Here is an 18907-nt window from a genome sequence, read left to right as displayed (position 1 = left end):
GAAAGGGAACGCGACCCCATGCCCCACCACATCGGCATTGTGGCCTGCTCCGCCGAAGGGGCGGCTCTTTGCTATCGGACGATCTGCGTGGAAGGCGCGCGGCTTCTCGGCGCACACGCCCATCCCGAGATTTCGATGCACACGCACTCGCTCGCCGAGTACGTGAAATGCATCGACCGAGGTGATTGGCGGGGCGTGGGGGAGTTGATGCTCTCCTCCGCGAACAAGCTCGCGAAAGCCGGGGCCGATTTCCTGATCTGCCCCGACAACACCATTCACCAGGCGTTGGTTTACGTCGAGCCGCGCTCACCGCTGCCCTGGCTGCACATCGCCGAGGTCGTCGCCGAACAAGCCGGCGAGGGCGGGTTCCGGCGTCTGGGACTGACTGGAACGCGTTGGCTCGTCGAGAGCGAGGTCTATCCAGACAAGCTCACGGCACGCGGGCTGGAGTTTGTTCGCCCGGATAGCGCCGAACGCGAGGAAATCAACCGTATCATCATGGACGAGTTGGTTTACGGCGTCTTCAAGCCCGAGGCGGTCGCCTACTTTCAACGGGTCATCAGCCGGATGAGGGGCGAGGGCTGCGACGCCGTCGTGCTCGGCTGCACCGAGATTCCGTTGATCATGAACGACTCGAATTCTCCGCTGCCGACGCTCGATTCCACACGCCTGCTCGCGCGGGCGGCGCTGTGCCGGGCAGTGGGGAACTAAGTACCGCGGGTGTAGCTGCTGCTCAATCCTCCCGGCTGGAACACGGGCGGCACGGCGGAGTCCAGTCCCCGAGCGCCTTGCCGACCGTTGTCCAGGTGAGGTTCCTCTCATCCGAGCTCGAACCGAAGGCGTGGTGCACGAGTGCCTCGAGCTCTTCCCGTCGCAACGTCACTTTCGTCCGACTACGCATCGTGCATCTCTCCAGGGGGTGTAACGGGTCGGAGACCGGGCGCCCCACGGGCGCGCGAGCCTCGGAACGTGCGGCGGCAGCACCATCGACGCAAGCTCCTTCTGGTGACGATGCCGAGCCTCGAAAGGCAGGCATTCATCTCCATGGGGCTCAACGGGTCATCCATCTTGAATGGATGGCTACAAACCTGGGCGGATCCTCATCTCAATGCGCCGATCGCGAGGGGATATGTATTTCTCGTCCTCTTGCAATACATTGGCAGGGTACATGTGCGATGCGGTTGAGTCTGAATCAGATTGTATTTCATTGACTCCTTGTTTGACAGGGATTGGACGGATCGCGAGCTCGCGAGCGGGAGGGGTTTTCACGCTTGTGACGGTGTTTTTGTGTTTCTTTGTCGCGACCTGACGGTTCAATTCGTAGTAATAGATGAGATGTCCCCCTTCACTCCCGAGGTGCCCTGATATGGCGTTGCTCCCTGCCCGCTCAACCGTGGTTCTACCCCTCATTGCCATGTGTTCCGCTGGCTGTGGGGCCAACGAGGAACCCTCGCCCGGGGAACCCTCGCCCCTCGATGTTCCCCAGATGGAGATCATCATTCCTTTCGAGGCGCGTGTAGGCAGTCAGCCATTCGCCTGTGGGCAGACGTACAAGGGGTTGGGGACGACGGGGACGGAGTACCAGCCCCAGGACTTCCGCATGTACCTGCACGACGTGCGGCTCGTGTCGGACACGGGGCAGGAGGTCGCCGTGTCGCTGACGGATGATGGAATGTGGCAGGCCAAGAATGCGGCCCTGCTCGATTTCGCCGACAAGACGGGCCTGTGCTCCAACGGGACGGCGGAGACCAATGCGCGGGTGGTGGGTAAGGTGCCGATGGGGAACTATCGGGGCCTGCGCTTCCGAGTGGGATTGTCCCAGGCGTTGAACCACCAGGACGTCACCCTGGAGCCAGCCCCCTTCGGAGATACGTCTCTCTACTGGGGCTGGAAGAGTGGCTATGTCTTCCTGCGCGTCGACGGCAGGACGACGGGGTTGCCGGGCGGGTACTTCGTTCACCTGGGTAGCATCGACTGCGCGACCCCGCCGGCGGGCCAGCCCTGGGGATCGGCCGGGTGTGACTTCCCCAATCGGGCCGAAATCTCCTTGGAGGGGTTCGAGCTGGAGAAGAGCAGGGTGGTGCTGGATGTGGCCGCGCTCCTGGCGGACTCCAACCTGGACGTCAACTCGGACACGCCCGACACCTCGCTCGGGTGCATGTCGCAGAAGGAGGATCCGGACTGCGCCCCCGTGTTCAAGAACCTGGGGCTCTCGTTGGACAAGCAGAAGCCCTCCTCGGGCGTCCAGACCTTCATCCGGGTGGAATAGGAGGCATGCCATGACTTCACGAGCAAAGCGTTGGATGGGGTTGTGGGTTGCGGCGGCCTGGCTGGGCACGGGCTGCGATCAGGCGGAGCCGGCGCCGGAACCTGAGCCGGAGCCATACGATTGGCGGCTGCCCAAGGGTTTTCCCAAGCCGCGCGTGCCCGCGGACAACCCGATGACGGAGGCGAAGGTGGAGCTCGGCCGGCGTCTCTTCTATGACAAGCGCCTGTCGCTCAACGGTTCGCAGTCGTGTGCCTCCTGCCACGAGCAGGCCCTGGCCTTCACGGATGGCAAGGCACACGCGCAGGGCAGCACGGGGGAGCTCCACCGCCGCAATGCTCAGGGGTTGGCCAACATCGCCTATACGACGAGCTTCACCTGGGCGAACCCCTCCATTCCCAGCCTGGAGCTCCAGGCCCTGACGCCCCTGTTTGGTAGGGAGCCGGTGGAGCTGGGCTTCGCGGATCGGCAGGAGGAGCTGCTGGCGCGTCTGCGCGAGGACGCGGACCTCGTCGCCCGCTTCGCGAAGGCCTTTCCCGAGGAAGCGGAGCCGGTGTCGTTGGCCACGCTCACGCGTGCCCTGGCCTCTTTCGAGCGTGCGCTCATCTCGGGCAACTCCCCGTATGACCGCTACGTCTACGGCGGCGAGGCGGACGCGCTCTCGCCATCCGCCAAGAGGGGCATGGAGCTCTTCATGTCCGAGCGCCTGGAGTGCAACCACTGCCACTCGGGTTTCAACTTCCAGGATGCCACGGCGAGCGAGCTGACCGTCACGCCGATCCAGCCGTTCCACAACACGGGCCTCTACAACGAAGACGGCAATGGGGCCTACCCGGCGACGGATACGGGAGTCCTCGAGCTGACGGGGAACCCTGAGGACATGGGTCGCTTCAAGGCGCCCTCGCTGCGCAACGTGGCCGTCACGGCGCCCTATATGCACGATGGGAGCATCGCGACGCTCTCCGAGGTACTGGACCACTACGCGGCCGGAGGCAAGGCGCGCATGACCCAGCAGGCAAGCCCCATCAGTCCGCTGCGGAGCGGCTTCGTACGAGGCTTCACGTTGACGGCGCAGGAGCGCGAGGACGTCATCGCGTTCATGGAGGCCCTCACGGATACGGAGTTCCTGAGCGATCCGCGCTTCTCGGATCCCTTCGTCTCTCATTGAGCTCTACTCGGGTTCGGGGGGCCCAGCCGGGGGTCGGTGAGGAAGGAATCGTCCGTCAGCGCCTCCAGGAATGCGAGGATGGACGCCTTCTCTTCGTCGTCCAGGCTGAGCCCCGGGGGCGCGGAACCGCGCAGGAAGGTGGCGTCCAGTGTCTCGGAGGCCACCATGCCGTGCCGGTAGTGCTCCAGCACCGCATCCAGCGTGGCGAAGCGGCCGTCGTGCATGTACGGCGCCGAGACGGTGACGTTGCGCAGGGTGGGCGTCTTGTAGCGCCCCTCGTCCTCGGGACGCAGGGTGATGCGGCCCCGGCCTCGCGTCACGTCCTCGCCCTCACCGAATCGGGCATCCAGGCCGTTGTTGTGAAAGGCATTGTCCGTGAACAGCTCCGTGCCGTGGCACGGCGTGCAATGCCGCTGCACGAGCACAAGCCCGGCCAACGCCTGGGGGCCCAAGGCAGCACCGGGCTCTCCGCGCCGCCAGCGGTCGTAAGGGGAGTCCGCGGACACGAGCGTCCGCTGGAACTGGGCGAGTGCCCGCAGGAGGTTGCTCAGGGACGTCCCACCCGGCCCGAAGGTCTCCTCGAAGCGGCGCACGGCCTCGGGGTCCGAGGTCAGCCGCTCCATCAGACCCGAGAGGTTGACCTGCCCCATCTCGTCCGGGTGGGTGAGGGGGGCGAGCGACAGGGACTCCAGGTTCTTCGAGCCCCCGTCCCAGAAGAGGCCGTCCATCCAGGCCAGGTTGATGAGGGCGGGGGTATGGCGCGCAAGCGGCCGGCGGCTCACCCCAAGGCTCGTGAGTGGCGCGGCCTCCGCGAAGGCATGGGCCTGGGGGTGGCAGGTGGCGCAAGAGACCTGGCCGTTGCTCGACAGCAGGGGGGAGAAGAACAGCCAGCGCCCCAGGGAAACGCCCTCGGGGGTGAGGGGGTTGTCCTGGGGCGTGGGGATGGAGGTGAAGCCCGCGGGCAGGGACCGCGGAGCGGCATCTCCACCCGGTGCGGGAGGCGGGAGCCGGGGCGTCCCGCCGCCACACGCCCCGAGCATCACGGGCAGCAGGAGCCAGCGTGCGCGGGACACTACCACTGACTCGAGATCTCCGTGGCGCTCAGGGAGAACATGGTCGCGAAGCCATCGGACACCGTCGCTCCCTCCGCACTGGTCGCACCGATTCTGGGCGTGGTGGACGGGAGGAGCGTGTCGAAGAGCCTGGCCACGTCCGCGTTCAGGCTCACGCTGACGTGCTTCTGGGCGTTCAAGGTGACGGGCGCGGAAAAGGCCAGCTTCGTGGTGCGGAAGTTGGAGTTGCCGCCCGTCTCCCATGCGAAGGCACCGCTGCGGTTGTCGGCGGAGACGTAGGTGCCCTTCGTCTTGGTGAAGATATAGCTGGTGAACCAGTTCCACGTGATGTCCACCATGTTCTTGCCCAGGTGCAGCTCACCGGCCTGCCGGCTCAGGTTGTCGTTGTAATAGGGATCGACCCCCACGCTGAGCTCGATGCCGGTGTAGACGCCGGCGGGGACGAACTCCAGGCGCACCTGCTCACGGCGGTTGGCGGGGAGCACCACCGGTGGGCGCCCGTCCGTCGGCTGGAACTCCGGGGGCAACGGCTGTTCCTTGATGAGCTCCATGAGGTGGTAGCTGCCCGGCAGCGCCACCGAGGTTCCGTCCTGCTTCAACAGCTTGATATTGGAAAGCCAGTAGCGCAGCTCGGTGAAGGAGATCTGCTCACCGCTGGGTAGGGTGAACGGCTGATCCAGCACGAAGGGCTGGTTGCCGAAGCGCAGCGTGGCGGTGAGCTGCAGATGGCCGGGGAGGGTGGCGACTCGCGCCTGGAGGGAAGCGAGCTCCGCCCTGGCCGCCTCCAGCTTGACGAGCACCCCGTCCCAGTCCTGGCTCTCCAGCAGAGCGCGGGCCTCGGCGAGCTCCTCGGTCAGCTGGCTCACCTGCGCTTCCATCTCCTTTAGCGCCTGCTCTGACGCGGCGGCATCCTGATGGTGTTTCTCGAGCTCCGCCTTCATCTCGGCCACTTCGGCTTCCAGCTCCGCGATGTGTTGCTCGAGGCGCTGACGCTCCTCGCTGGACATGCTGGTTGGAGGGGGGGCCTCGACGGTGTTCTCACCGCATGCGGGAACGACAGCGAGGGTCATCAAAGCCAGGGCGATCGCCCGGCCAGCAGACGGAAAAAAAGCCACGATGGAAGTGTTCATGTCTCGAGATCATAAGCCATTTGAGAGCGATTGCTCCTCTAAATGGCTACGGGATGTATTATCCAGGGGTGCTTGTTTTTTTGTTACGCCAATCACATTCAGTTGCCTGGGATGAGAGGAATCCCGGTTTTGTGTGAGGCTTTGGGTGACGAGCGTGTGACGGGCGTGTTCCGGGCCACCCCACGAGGGCCGGACCGAGCCGGCGCACCCGTGGGGTGGCTGCCTGCGCTCCTCAGTAGGAGGTCGCGTGCACCCTCACGCCCTCAAAGGCGGAGTAGCCCTGGAGCGAGATGAACCAGGTCCCCGCCGCCGGGTTGGAGATGCTGCACGTCTCGTTGTTGCCGCCCGAGTACGGCCGGCAGGTGAAGCTGCTCTCCGTCGGCTGGGAGCCGTGCTGGATGTAGAGGTCGGCGTCACCCGTGCCGCCGGAGATGTGCACGTTGAACACCTTGAGGCCGGACGGGATGCTCACCCGGTAGTGCTTCCAAGCGCCCTCGCTGCCCGACTGGTTGGTCGTGTTGAGGCGAATGGTGGGCGTCTTGTTCAGGAACGAGGAGATCCACGGCTGGAAGGACGACACGCGCGCGTACAGGCCAGGGAACTCGGGCTCCGCGCACCCCTCACCCCAGCTCACCACGCCCGCGAGAATCTTGTCGTTGCCCTTGCTCACGATGAGCGGGCCACCGCTGTCACCCTGGCACGAGTCCTTGCCACCCACGCCCATGACGCCCGCCGCGAGCTGATCCTCGGAGATGGTGATGCCGTAGGCGGCGCTGGCCTCCTCGTTGGAGACGAGGGGCACGTCCACGGCCTGAAGCGTGTCCGGCGGCGAGCCACCAGCGACGAGGTCGCCCCAGCCCGTCACGGTGGAGATGATGCCAGCGGCCGTCAGACCCGCCGCCTCGTCCTCCGCGGTTGCCAGCGCGATGGGCGCCACGCTGCCATTGAACTTGAGCGGCTTGGACAGGTGCAGCAGGGCCACGTCCTTGCCCTGGCTCACAGTCACGTAGCCCGGGAAGGGGACGATGTCATCAATAGCGAGGACCTGCCCCTCGCTGCTAATGGTGCTGAGATTAGTGCCGCCCGCGGCAAGGCGAACGCTGCTCGGGCTTCTCACGGAGAAGGCACCGCTCTGGTCCACGCAGTGCTGCGCGGTGAGGATCCATCTCTCGTTCAGGATGGAGCCGCCGCAGAGGTGGGAGCCCGACGTGAACTGGAGGGAGATCTGCCAGGGATGGGTGGAGATACTCGTGTCGCTACCGCCGACGATCTCCTGGCCCTGCGCACCGAGGGACTGCTCGGGGGCAGCCTCCTCGGGACCGCAGCCGACGAGCAGGGCCGTGCTGGCAGTGCCGAGCAGGAAGAACTTCCGAACAAAGTGACGCTGCGACATGGGGGACTCTCCTCTTACGGGGGTGAGCATCCGGGTGGGTTCGCCCGGTCGAAACGTGCCCTTCGCGGAGCACGAACGGATTCGCGAGAGAAATGCTGACCCCTCCGGCGCCTTCGCCGGTTGATGACTGCTCAAGCCAGTCAGGGGTCCCGCCTCGAGTCGCAACCCACCATGCAACTCTTTCTCTCGGACAGGAACGCAGAACAGATAAACGTTCCCCTCTCAAGTTGTCAAGTCGGTCTCAGCCAACCACTCTCTCATTCTGTGGTATCACAGATTCTCATGCAGTGAGGTTGCAGGTGACCTGGCTAGGGGCGAGGCCCAGGAGGCCCGTCGCCTTCGGCTGGCTTCCTAGCGCTTGTCGATCGTGGCCCGCAGGCACATGGCTGGACACTCAGCGCCGTTGGGCTGGAGGACTTCGTACGAGAGTGTCTCGTGCAGGTCGACGAGCTTCGTCCCGTGCTCATCCGTGAGGGTCATGCCGTACACGTCTCCAAGTTGGGCACCCGACGGAGCCCACATGCCATAGGAGAGCTCGAGCAGGAATCCGCGGAGGCTGCTCGTGTAGCAGAGGGAGTTGAGGCATACGGCCACGTTGCCCTTTCTCAACACCTCGAAGCTCACGTCGAGGAGGACCCTCAGCGTGAATCCAGACATACATCCCTTCAAAGTACACCTGACGCCCGACTCATGAGGCGGGCGCAGTTGCTCTTCTTCGGTGATGCCACACGCGCTCATGAAGAGCAGGGGCAACGGTGCATGGCTTCGAAACCAGACACTCTTAGAACCGCCTTGCCACGCAGGCGGCGGTTCTTCAGGTCGTTGAGCACCGACGCCGTCTCAGACCAGTCGGCGACATGGCCGATTTCCGGGTGGAGCCGCCCGTCCGTCACGAGGCGCACGAGCTCGGAAAGATCGCGCCCATCGTCGGCGCCCTCCAGCTGGTTGTAGACAAAGTGACGCAGCGTCATTCCTTCGCGACCAGGGAAGAAGCGGAAGAAGTCGAGTGAGAGGGGTTTGCCACTCGCCTCACCGAACCAAAGCACGAGGCTCCTGGGTGCTAGGAGTGGAATGGCGTCGGCCATGACGTCGCCACCGACGGACTCCAGGACGACGTGAAAAGGCCCATCGGCATCCGACAGGGAGTGGACGACCCTGGCACCGAGCTCTTGAAGTCGTTGATACGGCTCTTCCTGCGACGTGAGTGCGGTGACGTGGGCACCCGCGCGTACGACCAACTCGACGGCGAAGTGCCCGACGCCTCCAGTCGCCCCTGTGACGAGCACCCGTCGCCCATTGAGCGTTCCGGCCTCACGGACGAGCCGGAGCGCCACGAGCCCCGCGAGGGGCAGGGCTGCGGCTTCAAGGGGGCCCTGCGAGTCAGGTCGAGGTACCACGAGACGGGAGGGGACCGACACCCACTCCGCCGCACCGCCGCCGGAGGGGGAATGGGCGAGCACGCGCGTTCCCTCGGGTGGTCCCATGCCATCGGAGGCTCGGCGCACCACGGTACCGGCGAGGTCGATTCCGGGGCGCCAGGTCGTCTTCGGCGCCGTCAGGTAGAGGAAGTCCGGGCGGTTCAGGGAGAACGCTTCGACTCGGATGAGTACTTCATCGGGGGCGGGGACCGGTTGGGGGATTTCTCCGAATGCAACGAGTACGTCAGGGTTGCCGATGGCAAGCATGCACGCATGGGTTGTCTCCTGAAGGTGACGTCGTGCTGGCCAACCTAGGGGAGTGGTGAACCCATGGGAAGAAGGCACCTGAAAGTGATAAGGTTTCTCCACGGTAACCAAGCGCGCCGTTTCCGAGGTTTCTGACGACGTCATGCGAGCGAACGGGCTGGCCCGGGAATTGATAGAGCGCATCGCCGACAAATGGACGCTGCTGATCGTCGCCGCGCTTGGCGAGGAGCCCAAGCTCCGGTTCTCGGGTCTACGGGAGAGAATCGAGAGGGTCAGTCACAAGATGCTGGCCCAGACCCTGCGGCAACTCGAGCGCGATGGACTCGTGATGCGGACGGTCCATCCCGTCGTACCGCCTCATGTCGAGTACCAATTGACGCCGCTCGGGCGCAGCCTGCTCGTCACCGTCACGGAGTTCTGCGCCTGGACGCGAAGGCACATGGCGGAGGTCGAACAGGCTCGAAGCGCTTATGACGCTCGAGCGAGCGTCGAAGACGCGCCTGAGCGTGCAGAAAGTTCGCCCCTCGCCCCCGAGAATTTGCGAGGCTGAGGTCATGGAACGCTTTGTCGAGGTTGCCGAAGGTGTCTCGCTCTGGGTCGAGTCACGAGGTCCGGAGAATGCGCCCACCGTTCTGCTCATCATGGGGGCCAATGCCTCGGGGCTGGCCTGGCCCGATGCGTTCGTCGAGCTCCTGGCCCGGAAATACCGGGTCATCCGCTATGACCACCGGGATACCGGAGCGTCCACCTGGGCTTTCGACACGAAGCCCTATCCCTTGCACCGGCTGGCCGAGGACGCGCTGGCCATCCTCGATGCGTTCGGCATCAGCCGCGCGCACGTCGTGGGCCTGTCGGTGGGGGGCTTTCTCACTCAATGGCTCATGGTCGAGCATCCCACGCGGCTGCTCAGCGCGACGGTCATCGGGGCATCCGCTCTCGAGGGGACTCCCTCCCTTGCCGATGGGACAGAACGGGCGCCCATCGACCCGGAGTTGCTCGAGTTCTGGAGCCACATGTTCGAGCCGCGCGACCGTGAGGCGGAGATCGAATGGCGAGTGGAGAACTGGCGCCGGCTCAACGGGCGGGTGATTCCCTTCGATGCCGAGGAGTTCCGTTCGCTCGAGCGTCGCATCATCGCCCATGCCGGTCGTCACGACAATCCGGGAGCCCATGCGCGGGCCGACTACTCCGCACTGGCTCGCGGGGCGGAGCTCGTCCGCTCCTCCGTGCCCACGCTCGTCATTGCCACCCCAGAAGATCCCACCAACCCCGCCTCCAATTCACGGCACCTGGCGGAGAACCTGCCGCGATCGACGCTCGTCACCATAGAGGGGATGGGGCACGCGATTCCGAACGCGGTCGTGCCTCGGCTCGCGGCGGCGATCCTGAACCACCTCGAGACTGTGGACGGTGAGGCTGGGAGGTAGCCCAGTGGCCTCAAGAGGTGTGTGAAGCCTTGTCTCCTCCTCGCCTTCGCCCAGCCCGGTGGATACCCGGTGAACGGGCAAGGAGACTCCGTCCATCTCGCGCAGGTTCTTCATGACTGCTTCCCCCCGGCGAATCCAGGCGCAAGAGTTGCGCCTCGTGATCAACCAAGGGGGAATAGAGCAAGCCGCGCGCCACCGGGGTGGATCACCACCAGGCTTCAGCCTGGAGGCCCACCGACGTGCCCGCCTTCTGGTCGCCAAAGACCTGACGCAGACGCGACGTCGGGTCAAAGCTCTGACGAGCCGCCTCGTCCCAGATGGCGTGCGTAACGAAGAGGCGGAACGTTGGGCGGGAGCTGGCCTGATCGCCCGCGGACACCGCTGTCGCCAGGGTGAGCTTGGTCATGTTGCGGGTGTGCCCACCGTTATCCGGCTTGACCACGTCATGGCCGGCCTCGGCCAGCACGCGGAAGGGACCGGCGATATGCGTGTCGGAGCGGACGCCGATGCCAAACCACTTGTTGCCGGCATTCCCAGCGGCCTTGTTGATGCGGTACTCGGCAATCCCCTCAATGCTCGTTCCCGCCACGAAGGCGGACTGCTGAAGCACGACGCGGCTGTTCCGCGTGGGGCCGTTCCAATCCATCTTCACGCCAAGCAGCGTGTTGCCTCCCAACAGGAGGCCATTCAGGGTCTGATAGACACCGACGGCCAGTCCATTAGCCTCCGCGGCCGGCCTATTAGAAGACACCTGGTCATCACTCCTGAGCTGCACGGACGGAGTGACGTACATGGCAAGTTCGCCACTGGGCAGGTCCTTGATGCCAGTCAGTCGTACGGGCACGCTGATGCGGTTGTTGTTGGCACTCCCGCGCGGGTTCAGCATGGCAGCCACGCTGAGCTTGCCGATGACCACGTTGATGTCTTCGATGCCCGCCCCGTCGCCGTCGTTGATTTCCAGGAACTGGTCGTTGATGCCAGTCTGAAGACGGTTGTAGAAGCGCCGGCCCACCCAGATCTTGCCATTGCCGAGCGCCGCGATGTTGGTCCCATAGGCATAGACCTGGCCAAAGCGGGCCACGAGCTCGTCCGTACCGCTGTCAGGAATGGCCGCGCCACCCGGCGAGCTGTAGGTCTGAAACTCCCTGCCGCCCCACGCGCGATAGATTCCGGGCATGAAGTGCACATGCCAGGCTGTTTCCCCGGACGAGACGAGCTTGGCATTGAGGCTCGGTTCAATCACGTAGTCACATTCGTTGCCCAGACGCCATTTGGTGTCGGCCCCGGGCAGACCGGCGCACACTTGCGTGCCGCCTCGAACGTTGATGCCAGTCCCGGCGCGCATGTACCCCGAGAAGATGATGGGGATGGGGAGCGGGTCGGCGTGGGCTGTCACAGCGGTACAGGTGGCGGTGAGGGCCGCGAGCAGAGCTTTGTTCTTCATCAGGATTCACTTCTCGGGTTGTGGGGAGTTCACTTCTGTTTTCAGAGAGCTGAGGTCCCGGGGTGGGGGCGGTGCGGCAGGGCGCACCCACCCCGGGATGTTGCCCTTAACTCAGGGCGTGGAGCAGAGGGTTCCGTTGAGGGTGAAGGCGGACGGTGCCGGCAGGTTGGACCCCGACGCGCTTGCGTTGAACCCGAAGGTGACCGAGCCGTTCGGCGGGATGGTGCCGGTCCAGGCCTCGTTCTCGGCGGTCACCGTGGTGCCTTGCTGGGAGAGCTTCGCGCTCCAACCGTTGGTGACCGTCTGTCCACCCGTGTAATCCCACTGCAGCTTCCAGCCGGAGATCGTGCTGGTTCCGGTGTTGGTGATCTGGATGTTGCCGGTGAACCCACCGAACCACTTGTTGGGCTCGCTGTAGGCCACCTTGCAGTTCCCCGTCGACGGGGTCTCCGTCGTGGTGAAGGTGACTGCGGGAGAGGCGGCGGAGCGGTTGCCCGCGGCGTCACGAGCGACCACGTAGAAGGTGTACGAGGTCGAGGGCTTGAGGCCCGTGAGGCTGGTGGAGGTGCCGTCAGGCGAGGCCACCAGCTCACTGGAAGCGCCGTTCACCCGGTACACCTCGTAGCCAACCACGCCCATGTTGTCGCGCGCGGCGGACCAGCTCAGCTGGGCAGTCGTGCCCGTCACGCCGCTCGCGGTCGGCGTACCGGGCGCGGTGGGCGCCTCGTCGTCCGGCGCCCCGCTGTCGAAGACCACGTCGGAGCAGTTGTAGAAGGCCTCCGGGCTGTCCGAGCGCTCCCAGATGGAATAGATGATGTGCCGGCCGCTCTTGCCCACCGGCAGCTGCGCGCTCCACGTGTATTCGGGACCCTCGGGCCCGCTGCCGTTGATGGGCGGGTTGGTGACCGTGTTGAACAGCTCGAGGTCGGACCACTTCAGGGGCTGGCTCGGGTCCCACCCGTCCTTGGTGACGTACTGGTACCAGGTGCCGGGGTGCGGTGCCCACGCGTTGTACCGGATGGTGATGGTGGTGCCGGCCTGCAGTGAGGTCGTTGGCCAGTCCGGGTGGACCAGGTTGTAGGCATCGAAGGTTGTACTGGGGCCGCACAGCTTGCCATCCGGGATGATCTCCCGGTGCCTGCCGGCCGCGTTGCCAATGAGGTTCCCGAACCAGTTCCAGAGCGGATTCTTGCCGCCCTCGGCCACGGCGGCGACGCAGGCCGGGTTGGTCGGCTGGAGGTCACCACCATTTCCGCCGGCCTTGCCATCCAGGTAGCAGGCATAGGTCCGGGTGGCGGGGTAGGTCATCCCGCCGTGGGCAAGTGCCTCCTGGAGCGGCAGCACCGCGCCCAGGGTGGTCAATCCGATGACGGCGGCACACGAAACACCCTTGCTTCGCTTATGCATGAATATCCCTCCTTGGTGCTCAATGAGTGAGTGCTGCTCTACGGCTCGGTGCCCCAGACGAGGACGCCACTGCGGAACACGGTCATCTTGCTCGACGGGGAGTACGAGGTCTTGGTCGGATCGAACGAGTAGTCATTCGTCTCGTCGAAGTTGGACCAGTTGCTCTTGTTGAAACGGATCTGGGCTTCACCCGTGTCGCGGCCCCCGGCAACCGAGCCGGCTCCCGCGGTGAAGCCGAACTCGATGTAGTGCGTGGCGCCCGCCTTGGGAGCGGACAGCTGCACCACGGTGGAGGTGATGTTCGCGCAGCCCACGGTGGCGTAGTCACACGCGATCTGGATCTGCTCTCCGGAATCCGGGGTGAAGTAATAGCGGACCTTCAGCTCGCTGAGGGGGACGCTGGCCGTTCCATCATTGGCAATCCTGAAGTGAGGCCGGGCCTGGTTGTTGGTCGGCGAGTTGCTATCACCATCGCGGTAGTGGACCGAGAGGCTGGACGCCGGCGCCTGCTGCGTGGTCGCGGAGGCCTGCGTGGACGCGGAGGACTCATTGCCAGACGTGTCGACGGCCGTGAGCTTGTAGTAGTAGGTCGTCGAGGCGGTCAGCCCCGTGTCGGAGTAGGAAACCGCCGTGATGCCGCTGGCGATCCGGTTGGCCGCGGAGGGCGTGAAGCCGCTGGTCGTGGAGCGATAGAGGTTGTAGCCCTTCAGATCGGCCTCGGTGCTGGCGGCCCAGGTCAGCTGGATCTGGCTGGAGCTGGCCGAGGTTGCGCTCAGGCTCGTCGGAGCCGCGGGCGGTACGCTGTCCGGCGCGGACGTGGTCGCGGAGGACTGCGTGGATGCGGAGGACTCATTGCCAGACGTGTCGACGGCCGTGAGCTTGTAATAGTAGGTCGTCGAGGCGGTCAGCCCGCTGTCCGCGTAGGAGGTTCCGGTGAGGCCGGTGGCGATCCGGTTGGACGCGGAGGGCGTGAAGCCGCTGGTCGTGGAGCGGTAGAGGTTGTAGCTCGCCAGGTCCGACTCCGTGTTCGCGCTCCACTGGAGGTTGATCCGCGACGGGTTGGCCGCGGCGGCCAGGAGACCGACCGGGGACGCGGGAGGAATCGTATCGGTCGAGATGGGACCGGGCTCGTTGCCGAAGATCCGGACGCCGTTGTCATAGACGGGGATGAGGGGCGTCTTCGCCGCGGACGAGGTCAGGTTCTTGTAGGACGGGTCGTTGGTCGGATCCCAAGGAGCTCCCACCGCGTTGGCGATGCGGAACTGGGCCTCCTTGCGGTGCGCGGACTGCCCACCGGGGTAGATCAGCGTGCCGGTGAAGTCGACCGTGACGTAGTAGATGTTTCCAGACCACTGCTTGAGTTGCGAGACCTTGGCCCCCTGGTTGTAGTTCGTGGTGACCGTCAGGCTCGCGGGTGAACCGCCGGCGGCGATGACCTCGGAGAGATCGACGAAGTACCGGAAGGAGAGCTTGTCTCCCATCCGGGCCGGCCAGGCGGAGATGTTGTTGAGGTACGCCCGGATCTCCGTGAAGTTGGAGCCAGACACGTTGATACCGGCCTCCACGAAGAACTGATCCGTGTTCGGCGTCTCCTTCTTCGGGAAGGTCGGGTCCGGCGTACCGCCGTAGAGGAGGTACATCTTGGCCAGCGCACCGGTGAAGGCCGCGTTGTAGTCCGTGGCGACCTCGTTCGAGACGTAGTTGGTCCGGTCGTCCACGTAGGCATCCGACGCGTCCGGGCCACCCACGAGCGCGCCGTAGAGGATGTGCCGGCTCTCGGTCGGGCTGGAGAGGGAGTCAGCCCAGGAGCCGTGCGCCGTGCGGTGGTGCGGGTTCTTGGGTGGGTTCACGCCGAAGCCCACCACGTAGCTCGAGTTCCGCGGGTTCTCCCCGAGCATGTAGCGGATCTGCCGGGAGGCGAAGTCGCGGTAACGCGTGGACCTGGTCGGATCGCTGGCGGCGATGTCGTCGGAGTAGACAAACGCGAGGAACGAGGCGTTCGCGGCGTAGCGGAGGCTGCCCCACTGATCCAACCAGGCCAGCCCACCAGGGGTATAGCGGACCCGCTCGTTGTTGAAGCCGGTGGTCCAATAGTCCAGGTTCCGCTCCGTGGAGGACTTGTAGATGTCCTTCCCCGTCAGGCGGGCGAGCAGGAGCTGGGCACCGAAATGCTTGTCATCCCAGTTCTGCGTCCACTTGTAGCTCCAGTAGGTGGACTGACCTTCGGAGCCCCAGTTCGCGGTGTAGCCCTCCGCCTTCGTCAGGTAGCTGCTCTCGTTGGTGGCCAGGTACAGCCAGGCACCCGCCCAACTCAGCTCGTCCCAGTAGCCGCTCCAGGAGTTGTAGAAGGACTGCACATCCTTGATGCAGTCTGAGTACTTGCCCCGATAGGTATCCGCGAAGGAAAAGAGCTGCTTGGCGTGTGTCAGCAGGGTGGCCGAGTAGGCCGGATCGGAAGCCCTGAACACGATGGACGAGGCAGCCATGGCCGCGGCCGTCTCACCGGCCAGATCGGAGCCGGGACAGGACGCATCGATCTTGAAGGCAGGCCGAGCCATTTGCATGACCTCGGCCGGTCCCCACCAGGCGTGATCCGGGTTACCCGCCCCGACCTGGCCGTACAGCTCGTTGGGCGCGGTGTGCGCCTTGATGAAGTAGTCGTTGACCCAGCGGAGGTTGTCCAGAATGGCATTCAGCTGGCCGCTTTGTTGGTAAGCCTCCTCATACTCATAAACGGACCAGGCCAGCAGGGTCGCGCTGGCGGCCATGGGAAGGCCGAACTTCACGTGATCGCCTGCGTCGTACCAACCGCCGGTCAGATCCTTGCCCACGTCGGCGCCGTCCTTCAGGCCAGAGTCTCCTCGCCAGCTCACCCGGTTGTTGGCGGGCAGGGGACCCGACCGCTGGGCCTCGTAGAACCAGATGGACTTCTGCAAAGCCTCTGCGTAGTTGAACGTCTCTGCCTGCGCGACCAGAGGGCTCACGACCGACGACATGCCCATCAGGAGTGCGGCAGGTGTTGCCAGTAAATGCTTGCGCATCTTGGGTCAGCTCCTTCGATGTGTCTGTTGAGTGAGGCCCTGGGGGCCTGTTCATCCACAGCGGAGGGGAGCGAGCTGCTCCCCCCGCTGTGCACGACGAGAGAATGCAGCTCGACGGTCCCCACGCCGTCGAGCTGCATTCAGCTCACCTCCCGCTCACTTCACAGTGATGGTGCAGTTCTGGCCCTCCACGCGAACACCGCTCGGCACCGGCTTCGCGCCGCTGTAGTTCGCCACGAAGCCGGCCTCGACGCTGCCGCTCGGCGGGACCGTGGCATTGCCCTGGGGCGCCACCTCGAGCGAGCGGCCCGTCTTCGTGAAGACTCCGTTCCAGTAGTTGTTGATGGTGAAGTCGTTGGTGGCCGTCCAGCTGACCTTCCAGTTCGTCAGGGGCTGAGTCCCGAAGTTCTGCAGGATGACCCGTCCCACATGGCCGGAGCCCCAGTCGTTGCTGGTATCGACGGTCACCGAGCAGGTCGGGGCAGGCGCCTTGTCGTTGTCGATCTCCGTGGCGTTGACGGACACCGCCGAGTAGCCGCTCGCCGTCAGACGGAACTGCGCGGTCCCGTCCAGCTCATCCGAGTCCTCCACGGCTCCAATGGTGACGGTCTGACCCACGTTCCAGTTCGCAGGCGTGAAGGTCAGCGTGGCCCCGGAGGATACGAAGAGATCCGCATCACCGGAGGCCTTGGCCACGGTGACCGTGACGTTGCTCGTCGGAGCCGCGGACAGGCTCACCGTGAAGCTCGCGGACTTGCCTTCCGCCACGCTGACGTCGCTCGACGAGGCCACAATGCCCGCGGGAGGGGGAGTGGTGCCTCCATCCAGCAGTCGCGCGTAGTCCGCCATGGCCATGGCGATGTCCGCCTGGGCCCAGAAGCGGTGGTAGGTGAACTCGGGCACCGGGCCGCCGTTGAGGAAGCTCTGAACCTTCGGCCAATCCGGATCCTGCCGGTACTTCGGACGCAGGCTGATGAACGTCGCGTTCGAGTCGATCGTCGCACCCTGCGCGGTCGTCCCCGTCCAGCCCGACGGGATGAAGACGCCGTCGCCCGTCGTCGCGTTGTAGGTGTCGTCGAAGCGCTTGTAGTCCTCACGCTTCTCGGACACGGCCACGCCCTTCGGGGTCTGGTAGTTCGCCCACATCCGGTCGAGCAGCTCCTTGGCCAGGGTCTTGGCGCTCGTGTTGCCGGACTTGGCCGCGTAGAAGATCAGCGTACGCGCGTAGGCCGCGGTCACACCGACATCGTTGGTGTAGTCCAGGACCGTCACGTGCAGGTTGCTGTTGCTGCCCGGGTTGGCCGGGTTCCAGGTGTCCGGCTCACCCGTCCACTGCAGGGTGCTCGGAACCTGGAACTTGCCGTCCGCGGTGAGCTTGGTGTGCTGGGACGCCCAGGCCACCCACTTGTCGAGCATCTTCTTGGCCTTGGCGTCACCCGTCACGTAGTAGTACTCCGCCACGCGCTGCACGGACCACGCCTGGAAGCCGAACCACTGGTTGCTGGCGGGGTCGTGGTAGACCGGGCGCCAGTCGTAGTACATGCCGTAGAAGGACGACGCGCTCTCCGGCTTGGCGTAACGGCCCTTCCAGCTGTTCGTGGCGCCGCCCGCGAAGCCACCCTCGGCCGACTGCAACCACGTGTAGAACTCAATCTGCCGCTGCAAGCTCGTCGCCCAGTCGGTGGCGCCGGTCGCGGACTGGGGCCGCAGGACCGACACATTGCTCAGGATGTAGGCCGCCATCGGGTTCTGGTACCCGAAGTGGCTGTGGCTCGAGCCGATGCGCCAGGCCCAGCCACCGCTCGTGTCGACGGCACCGCCCCACGAGTAGTACCAAGACAGCAGGTAGTGCATGCTGTTCTTGCCGCTGCCAGCGGGGCAGGCGGTCTCGCCAATGCAGTCTCCGATGCGCTTGAAGTACTTGTCGAACATCGCGTAGCGGAGGTAGTCGCCCATCTTGGCCGCCTTCTTGAGCACGTCAGCGACCTGGCTCTCCTTGCCCTGCTCCTTCGCCCAGGTGTAGGCCCAGTACGCGGCCTGCACCGCGCGGGCATCCGCGTCCGGCGCGTTGGTGTAACGCCACTGGCGGGAGTAGTTGGCGTCTCCCGTGAAGAGGCTCATGAAGCCCTGTCCCGGCTTGCCCCAGGCGAAGGTGTCACACGAGGGATGCGGAACCGTCTCCCACACGGACTCCTGCGAGCCGCGCTGGAAGGTGTTGATGTACGACGGAGAGGTCGTGCCATCGCCGCAGCGGCCGTAGCCATACCAGTTGTCGACATCCAGCAGCCAGTGCATGCCGTAGATGTCGCTGGTGCCATACGTGGACCGCAGCTCACCCGCGATCGGGTCGCTTCCAACTGACACATCCGAGCGCAGCGGGGAGGGGTACTGGCTCGGCAGATCCCACTCCGCGGCATACGTGGCCGGCTTGTTCGCCTGGTAGAACGAGTTGGTCGGCTGATCCGCCTGGGACGGGATGATGTACTTCTCCATGTTGGCCCAGGCGGCGTTGAAGGGCGCCCAATCGCCCGTCACATGGCCATACTCCGCCTCCAGCCACAGCCAGTAGCTGTAGGCCTCCGAGGTGGTCTCGTGCCCATGGTCCGGAGCCTCGACCATCAGGGTCTCGACAGAGTGATAGGGCACGCCCTTGGAGCTGAAGTACCCGTTCGCCGGGTCCTTGATCTTGTTGTACTGCTCGAGGAACCGCTGCGTATAGGTGGACTCCCCGGCGAGGGCTACGGCCAAGGTGCGCACCGGCTTGTTGTTCGTTGCGGCAACGGCTTGCGCGGGGGCGGCAACCGCTACCGTCAGACAAAGAGCCCGTGTCACCGCTGCTTTGAGAGAACTCAAGAACATCACTTCCTCCTCGG

General features: G+C 65.0%; 14 protein-coding genes. 5 read left to right on the top strand and 9 right to left on the bottom strand.

What is annotated here, in order from left to right; translation table 11 throughout:
- Positions 1 to 18: 18 nt before the first annotated feature.
- The 3 genes from F0U60_RS32835 (at position 19) to F0U60_RS32825 (ending at position 3434) form a co-directional block, all read left to right on the top strand.
- Positions 19 to 711 carry an aspartate/glutamate racemase family protein gene (locus tag F0U60_RS32835; protein ID WP_395805829.1) on the top strand — a complete coding sequence of 231 codons (693 nt, stop codon included), beginning with the start codon at positions 19 to 21 and terminating at the stop codon, positions 709 to 711.
- Between the two features lie 775 nt (positions 712 to 1486).
- Complete coding sequence (locus tag F0U60_RS32830) at positions 1487 to 2269, top strand: MbnP family copper-binding protein (RefSeq protein ID WP_395805827.1); 783 nt, start codon at positions 1487 to 1489, stop codon at positions 2267 to 2269.
- A gap of 10 nt (positions 2270 to 2279) precedes the next feature.
- A complete protein-coding gene (locus tag F0U60_RS32825; RefSeq protein ID WP_395805825.1) occupies positions 2280 to 3434 on the top strand; it encodes an MbnH family di-heme enzyme in 1155 nt (384 codons plus the stop codon).
- Here the strand turns inward: F0U60_RS32825 and F0U60_RS32820 are convergent.
- The 5 genes from F0U60_RS32820 to F0U60_RS32800 form a co-directional block, all read right to left on the bottom strand.
- The gene (locus tag F0U60_RS32820; RefSeq protein WP_395805823.1) at positions 3428 to 4507 is read right to left on the bottom strand and encodes a cytochrome-c peroxidase; all 1080 of its coding nucleotides are present in this window, start codon (positions 4505 to 4507) and stop codon (positions 3428 to 3430) included. The two genes, F0U60_RS32825 and F0U60_RS32820, sit on opposite strands and share 7 nt — an antisense overlap.
- Positions 4507 to 5637, bottom strand: coding sequence for an MbnP family protein (locus F0U60_RS32815; protein WP_395805821.1), 1131 nt, complete (start codon positions 5635 to 5637; stop codon positions 4507 to 4509). The genes F0U60_RS32820 and F0U60_RS32815 overlap by 1 nt, the downstream gene beginning before the upstream one ends.
- A 232-nt stretch (positions 5638 to 5869) precedes the next feature.
- Positions 5870 to 7030: a DUF1986 domain-containing protein gene (locus F0U60_RS32810; protein WP_395805819.1), complete on the bottom strand. Its 1161-nt coding sequence runs from the start codon at positions 7028 to 7030 to the stop codon at positions 5870 to 5872.
- 351 nt (positions 7031 to 7381) lie between these two features.
- On the bottom strand, positions 7382 to 7687 hold the full coding sequence (locus F0U60_RS32805) for a hypothetical protein (protein ID WP_395805817.1): 306 nt from the start codon (positions 7685 to 7687) through the stop codon (positions 7382 to 7384).
- 77 nt (positions 7688 to 7764) lie between these two features.
- Positions 7765 to 8715: a zinc-binding dehydrogenase gene (locus tag F0U60_RS32800; RefSeq protein ID WP_395805815.1), complete on the bottom strand. Its 951-nt coding sequence runs from the start codon at positions 8713 to 8715 to the stop codon at positions 7765 to 7767.
- A 142-nt stretch (positions 8716 to 8857) separates the two neighbouring features.
- Between F0U60_RS32800 and F0U60_RS32795 the strand changes: the two genes are divergently transcribed.
- Together F0U60_RS32795 and F0U60_RS32790 are read left to right on the top strand one after the other, a co-directional pair.
- Positions 8858 to 9265 (top strand): winged helix-turn-helix transcriptional regulator, encoded by a 408-nt coding sequence (locus F0U60_RS32795; RefSeq protein WP_395805813.1) that lies wholly within the window; start codon positions 8858 to 8860, stop codon positions 9263 to 9265.
- Between the two features lie 4 nt (positions 9266 to 9269).
- Positions 9270 to 10142, top strand: a complete 873-nt coding sequence (locus F0U60_RS32790; protein WP_395805811.1) for an alpha/beta fold hydrolase — start codon at positions 9270 to 9272, stop codon at positions 10140 to 10142.
- 205 nt (positions 10143 to 10347) lie between these two features.
- On the opposite strand, the gene F0U60_RS32785 is transcribed toward F0U60_RS32790, so the two are convergent.
- The 4 genes from F0U60_RS32785 to F0U60_RS32770 all read right to left on the bottom strand — a co-directional run bounded on the left by F0U60_RS32785 (position 10348) and on the right by F0U60_RS32770 (position 18893).
- Positions 10348 to 11586, bottom strand: coding sequence for a carbohydrate porin (locus F0U60_RS32785; RefSeq protein ID WP_395805809.1), 1239 nt, complete (start codon positions 11584 to 11586; stop codon positions 10348 to 10350).
- Between the two features lie 111 nt (positions 11587 to 11697).
- Positions 11698 to 12993, bottom strand: coding sequence for a lytic polysaccharide monooxygenase (locus tag F0U60_RS32780; protein WP_395805807.1), 1296 nt, complete (start codon positions 12991 to 12993; stop codon positions 11698 to 11700).
- A 38-nt stretch (positions 12994 to 13031) separates the two neighbouring features.
- The gene (locus F0U60_RS32775; protein WP_395805805.1) at positions 13032 to 16034 is read right to left on the bottom strand and encodes a glycoside hydrolase family 9 protein; all 3003 of its coding nucleotides are present in this window, start codon (positions 16032 to 16034) and stop codon (positions 13032 to 13034) included.
- 156 nt (positions 16035 to 16190) lie between these two features.
- Positions 16191 to 18893 (bottom strand): glycoside hydrolase family 48 protein, encoded by a 2703-nt coding sequence (locus tag F0U60_RS32770; protein ID WP_395805803.1) that lies wholly within the window; start codon positions 18891 to 18893, stop codon positions 16191 to 16193.
- Between the last annotated feature and the right edge of the window lie 14 nt (positions 18894 to 18907).

Origin of the sequence: Archangium minus, assembly GCF_044360475.1 — a bacterium.
In the GTDB taxonomy this organism is placed as follows: Bacteria; Myxococcota; Myxococcia; order Myxococcales; family Myxococcaceae; genus Archangium; species Archangium minus.
Note: the sequence above shows the minus strand (reverse complement) of the source record. Positions and strands in the feature narration are given on the sequence as shown.

Excerpts from the sequence above, each read along its gene's own strand:
- F0U60_RS32825 (WP_395805825.1), top strand. The coding sequence starts at position 2,280 with ATGACTTCACGAGCAAAGCGTTGGATGGGGTTGTGGGTTGCGGCGGCC.
- F0U60_RS32780 (WP_395805807.1), bottom strand. The coding sequence starts at position 12,993 with ATGCATAAGCGAAGCAAGGGTGTTTCGTGTGCCGCCGTCATCGGATTG.
- F0U60_RS32790 (WP_395805811.1), top strand. The coding sequence starts at position 9,270 with ATGGAACGCTTTGTCGAGGTTGCCGAAGGTGTCTCGCTCTGGGTCGAG.
- F0U60_RS32835 (WP_395805829.1), top strand. The coding sequence starts at position 19 with ATGCCCCACCACATCGGCATTGTGGCCTGCTCCGCCGAAGGGGCGGCT.
- F0U60_RS32775 (WP_395805805.1), bottom strand. The coding sequence starts at position 16,034 with ATGCGCAAGCATTTACTGGCAACACCTGCCGCACTCCTGATGGGCATG.
- F0U60_RS32815 (WP_395805821.1), bottom strand. The coding sequence starts at position 5,637 with ATGAACACTTCCATCGTGGCTTTTTTTCCGTCTGCTGGCCGGGCGATC.
- F0U60_RS32805 (WP_395805817.1), bottom strand. The coding sequence starts at position 7,687 with ATGTCTGGATTCACGCTGAGGGTCCTCCTCGACGTGAGCTTCGAGGTG.
- F0U60_RS32770 (WP_395805803.1), bottom strand. The coding sequence starts at position 18,893 with ATGTTCTTGAGTTCTCTCAAAGCAGCGGTGACACGGGCTCTTTGTCTG.
- F0U60_RS32830 (WP_395805827.1), top strand. The coding sequence starts at position 1,487 with ATGGAGATCATCATTCCTTTCGAGGCGCGTGTAGGCAGTCAGCCATTC.
- F0U60_RS32785 (WP_395805809.1), bottom strand. The coding sequence starts at position 11,586 with ATGAAGAACAAAGCTCTGCTCGCGGCCCTCACCGCCACCTGTACCGCT.
- F0U60_RS32810 (WP_395805819.1), bottom strand. The coding sequence starts at position 7,030 with ATGTCGCAGCGTCACTTTGTTCGGAAGTTCTTCCTGCTCGGCACTGCC.
- F0U60_RS32800 (WP_395805815.1), bottom strand. The coding sequence starts at position 8,715 with ATGCTTGCCATCGGCAACCCTGACGTACTCGTTGCATTCGGAGAAATC.
- F0U60_RS32795 (WP_395805813.1), top strand. The coding sequence starts at position 8,858 with ATGCGAGCGAACGGGCTGGCCCGGGAATTGATAGAGCGCATCGCCGAC.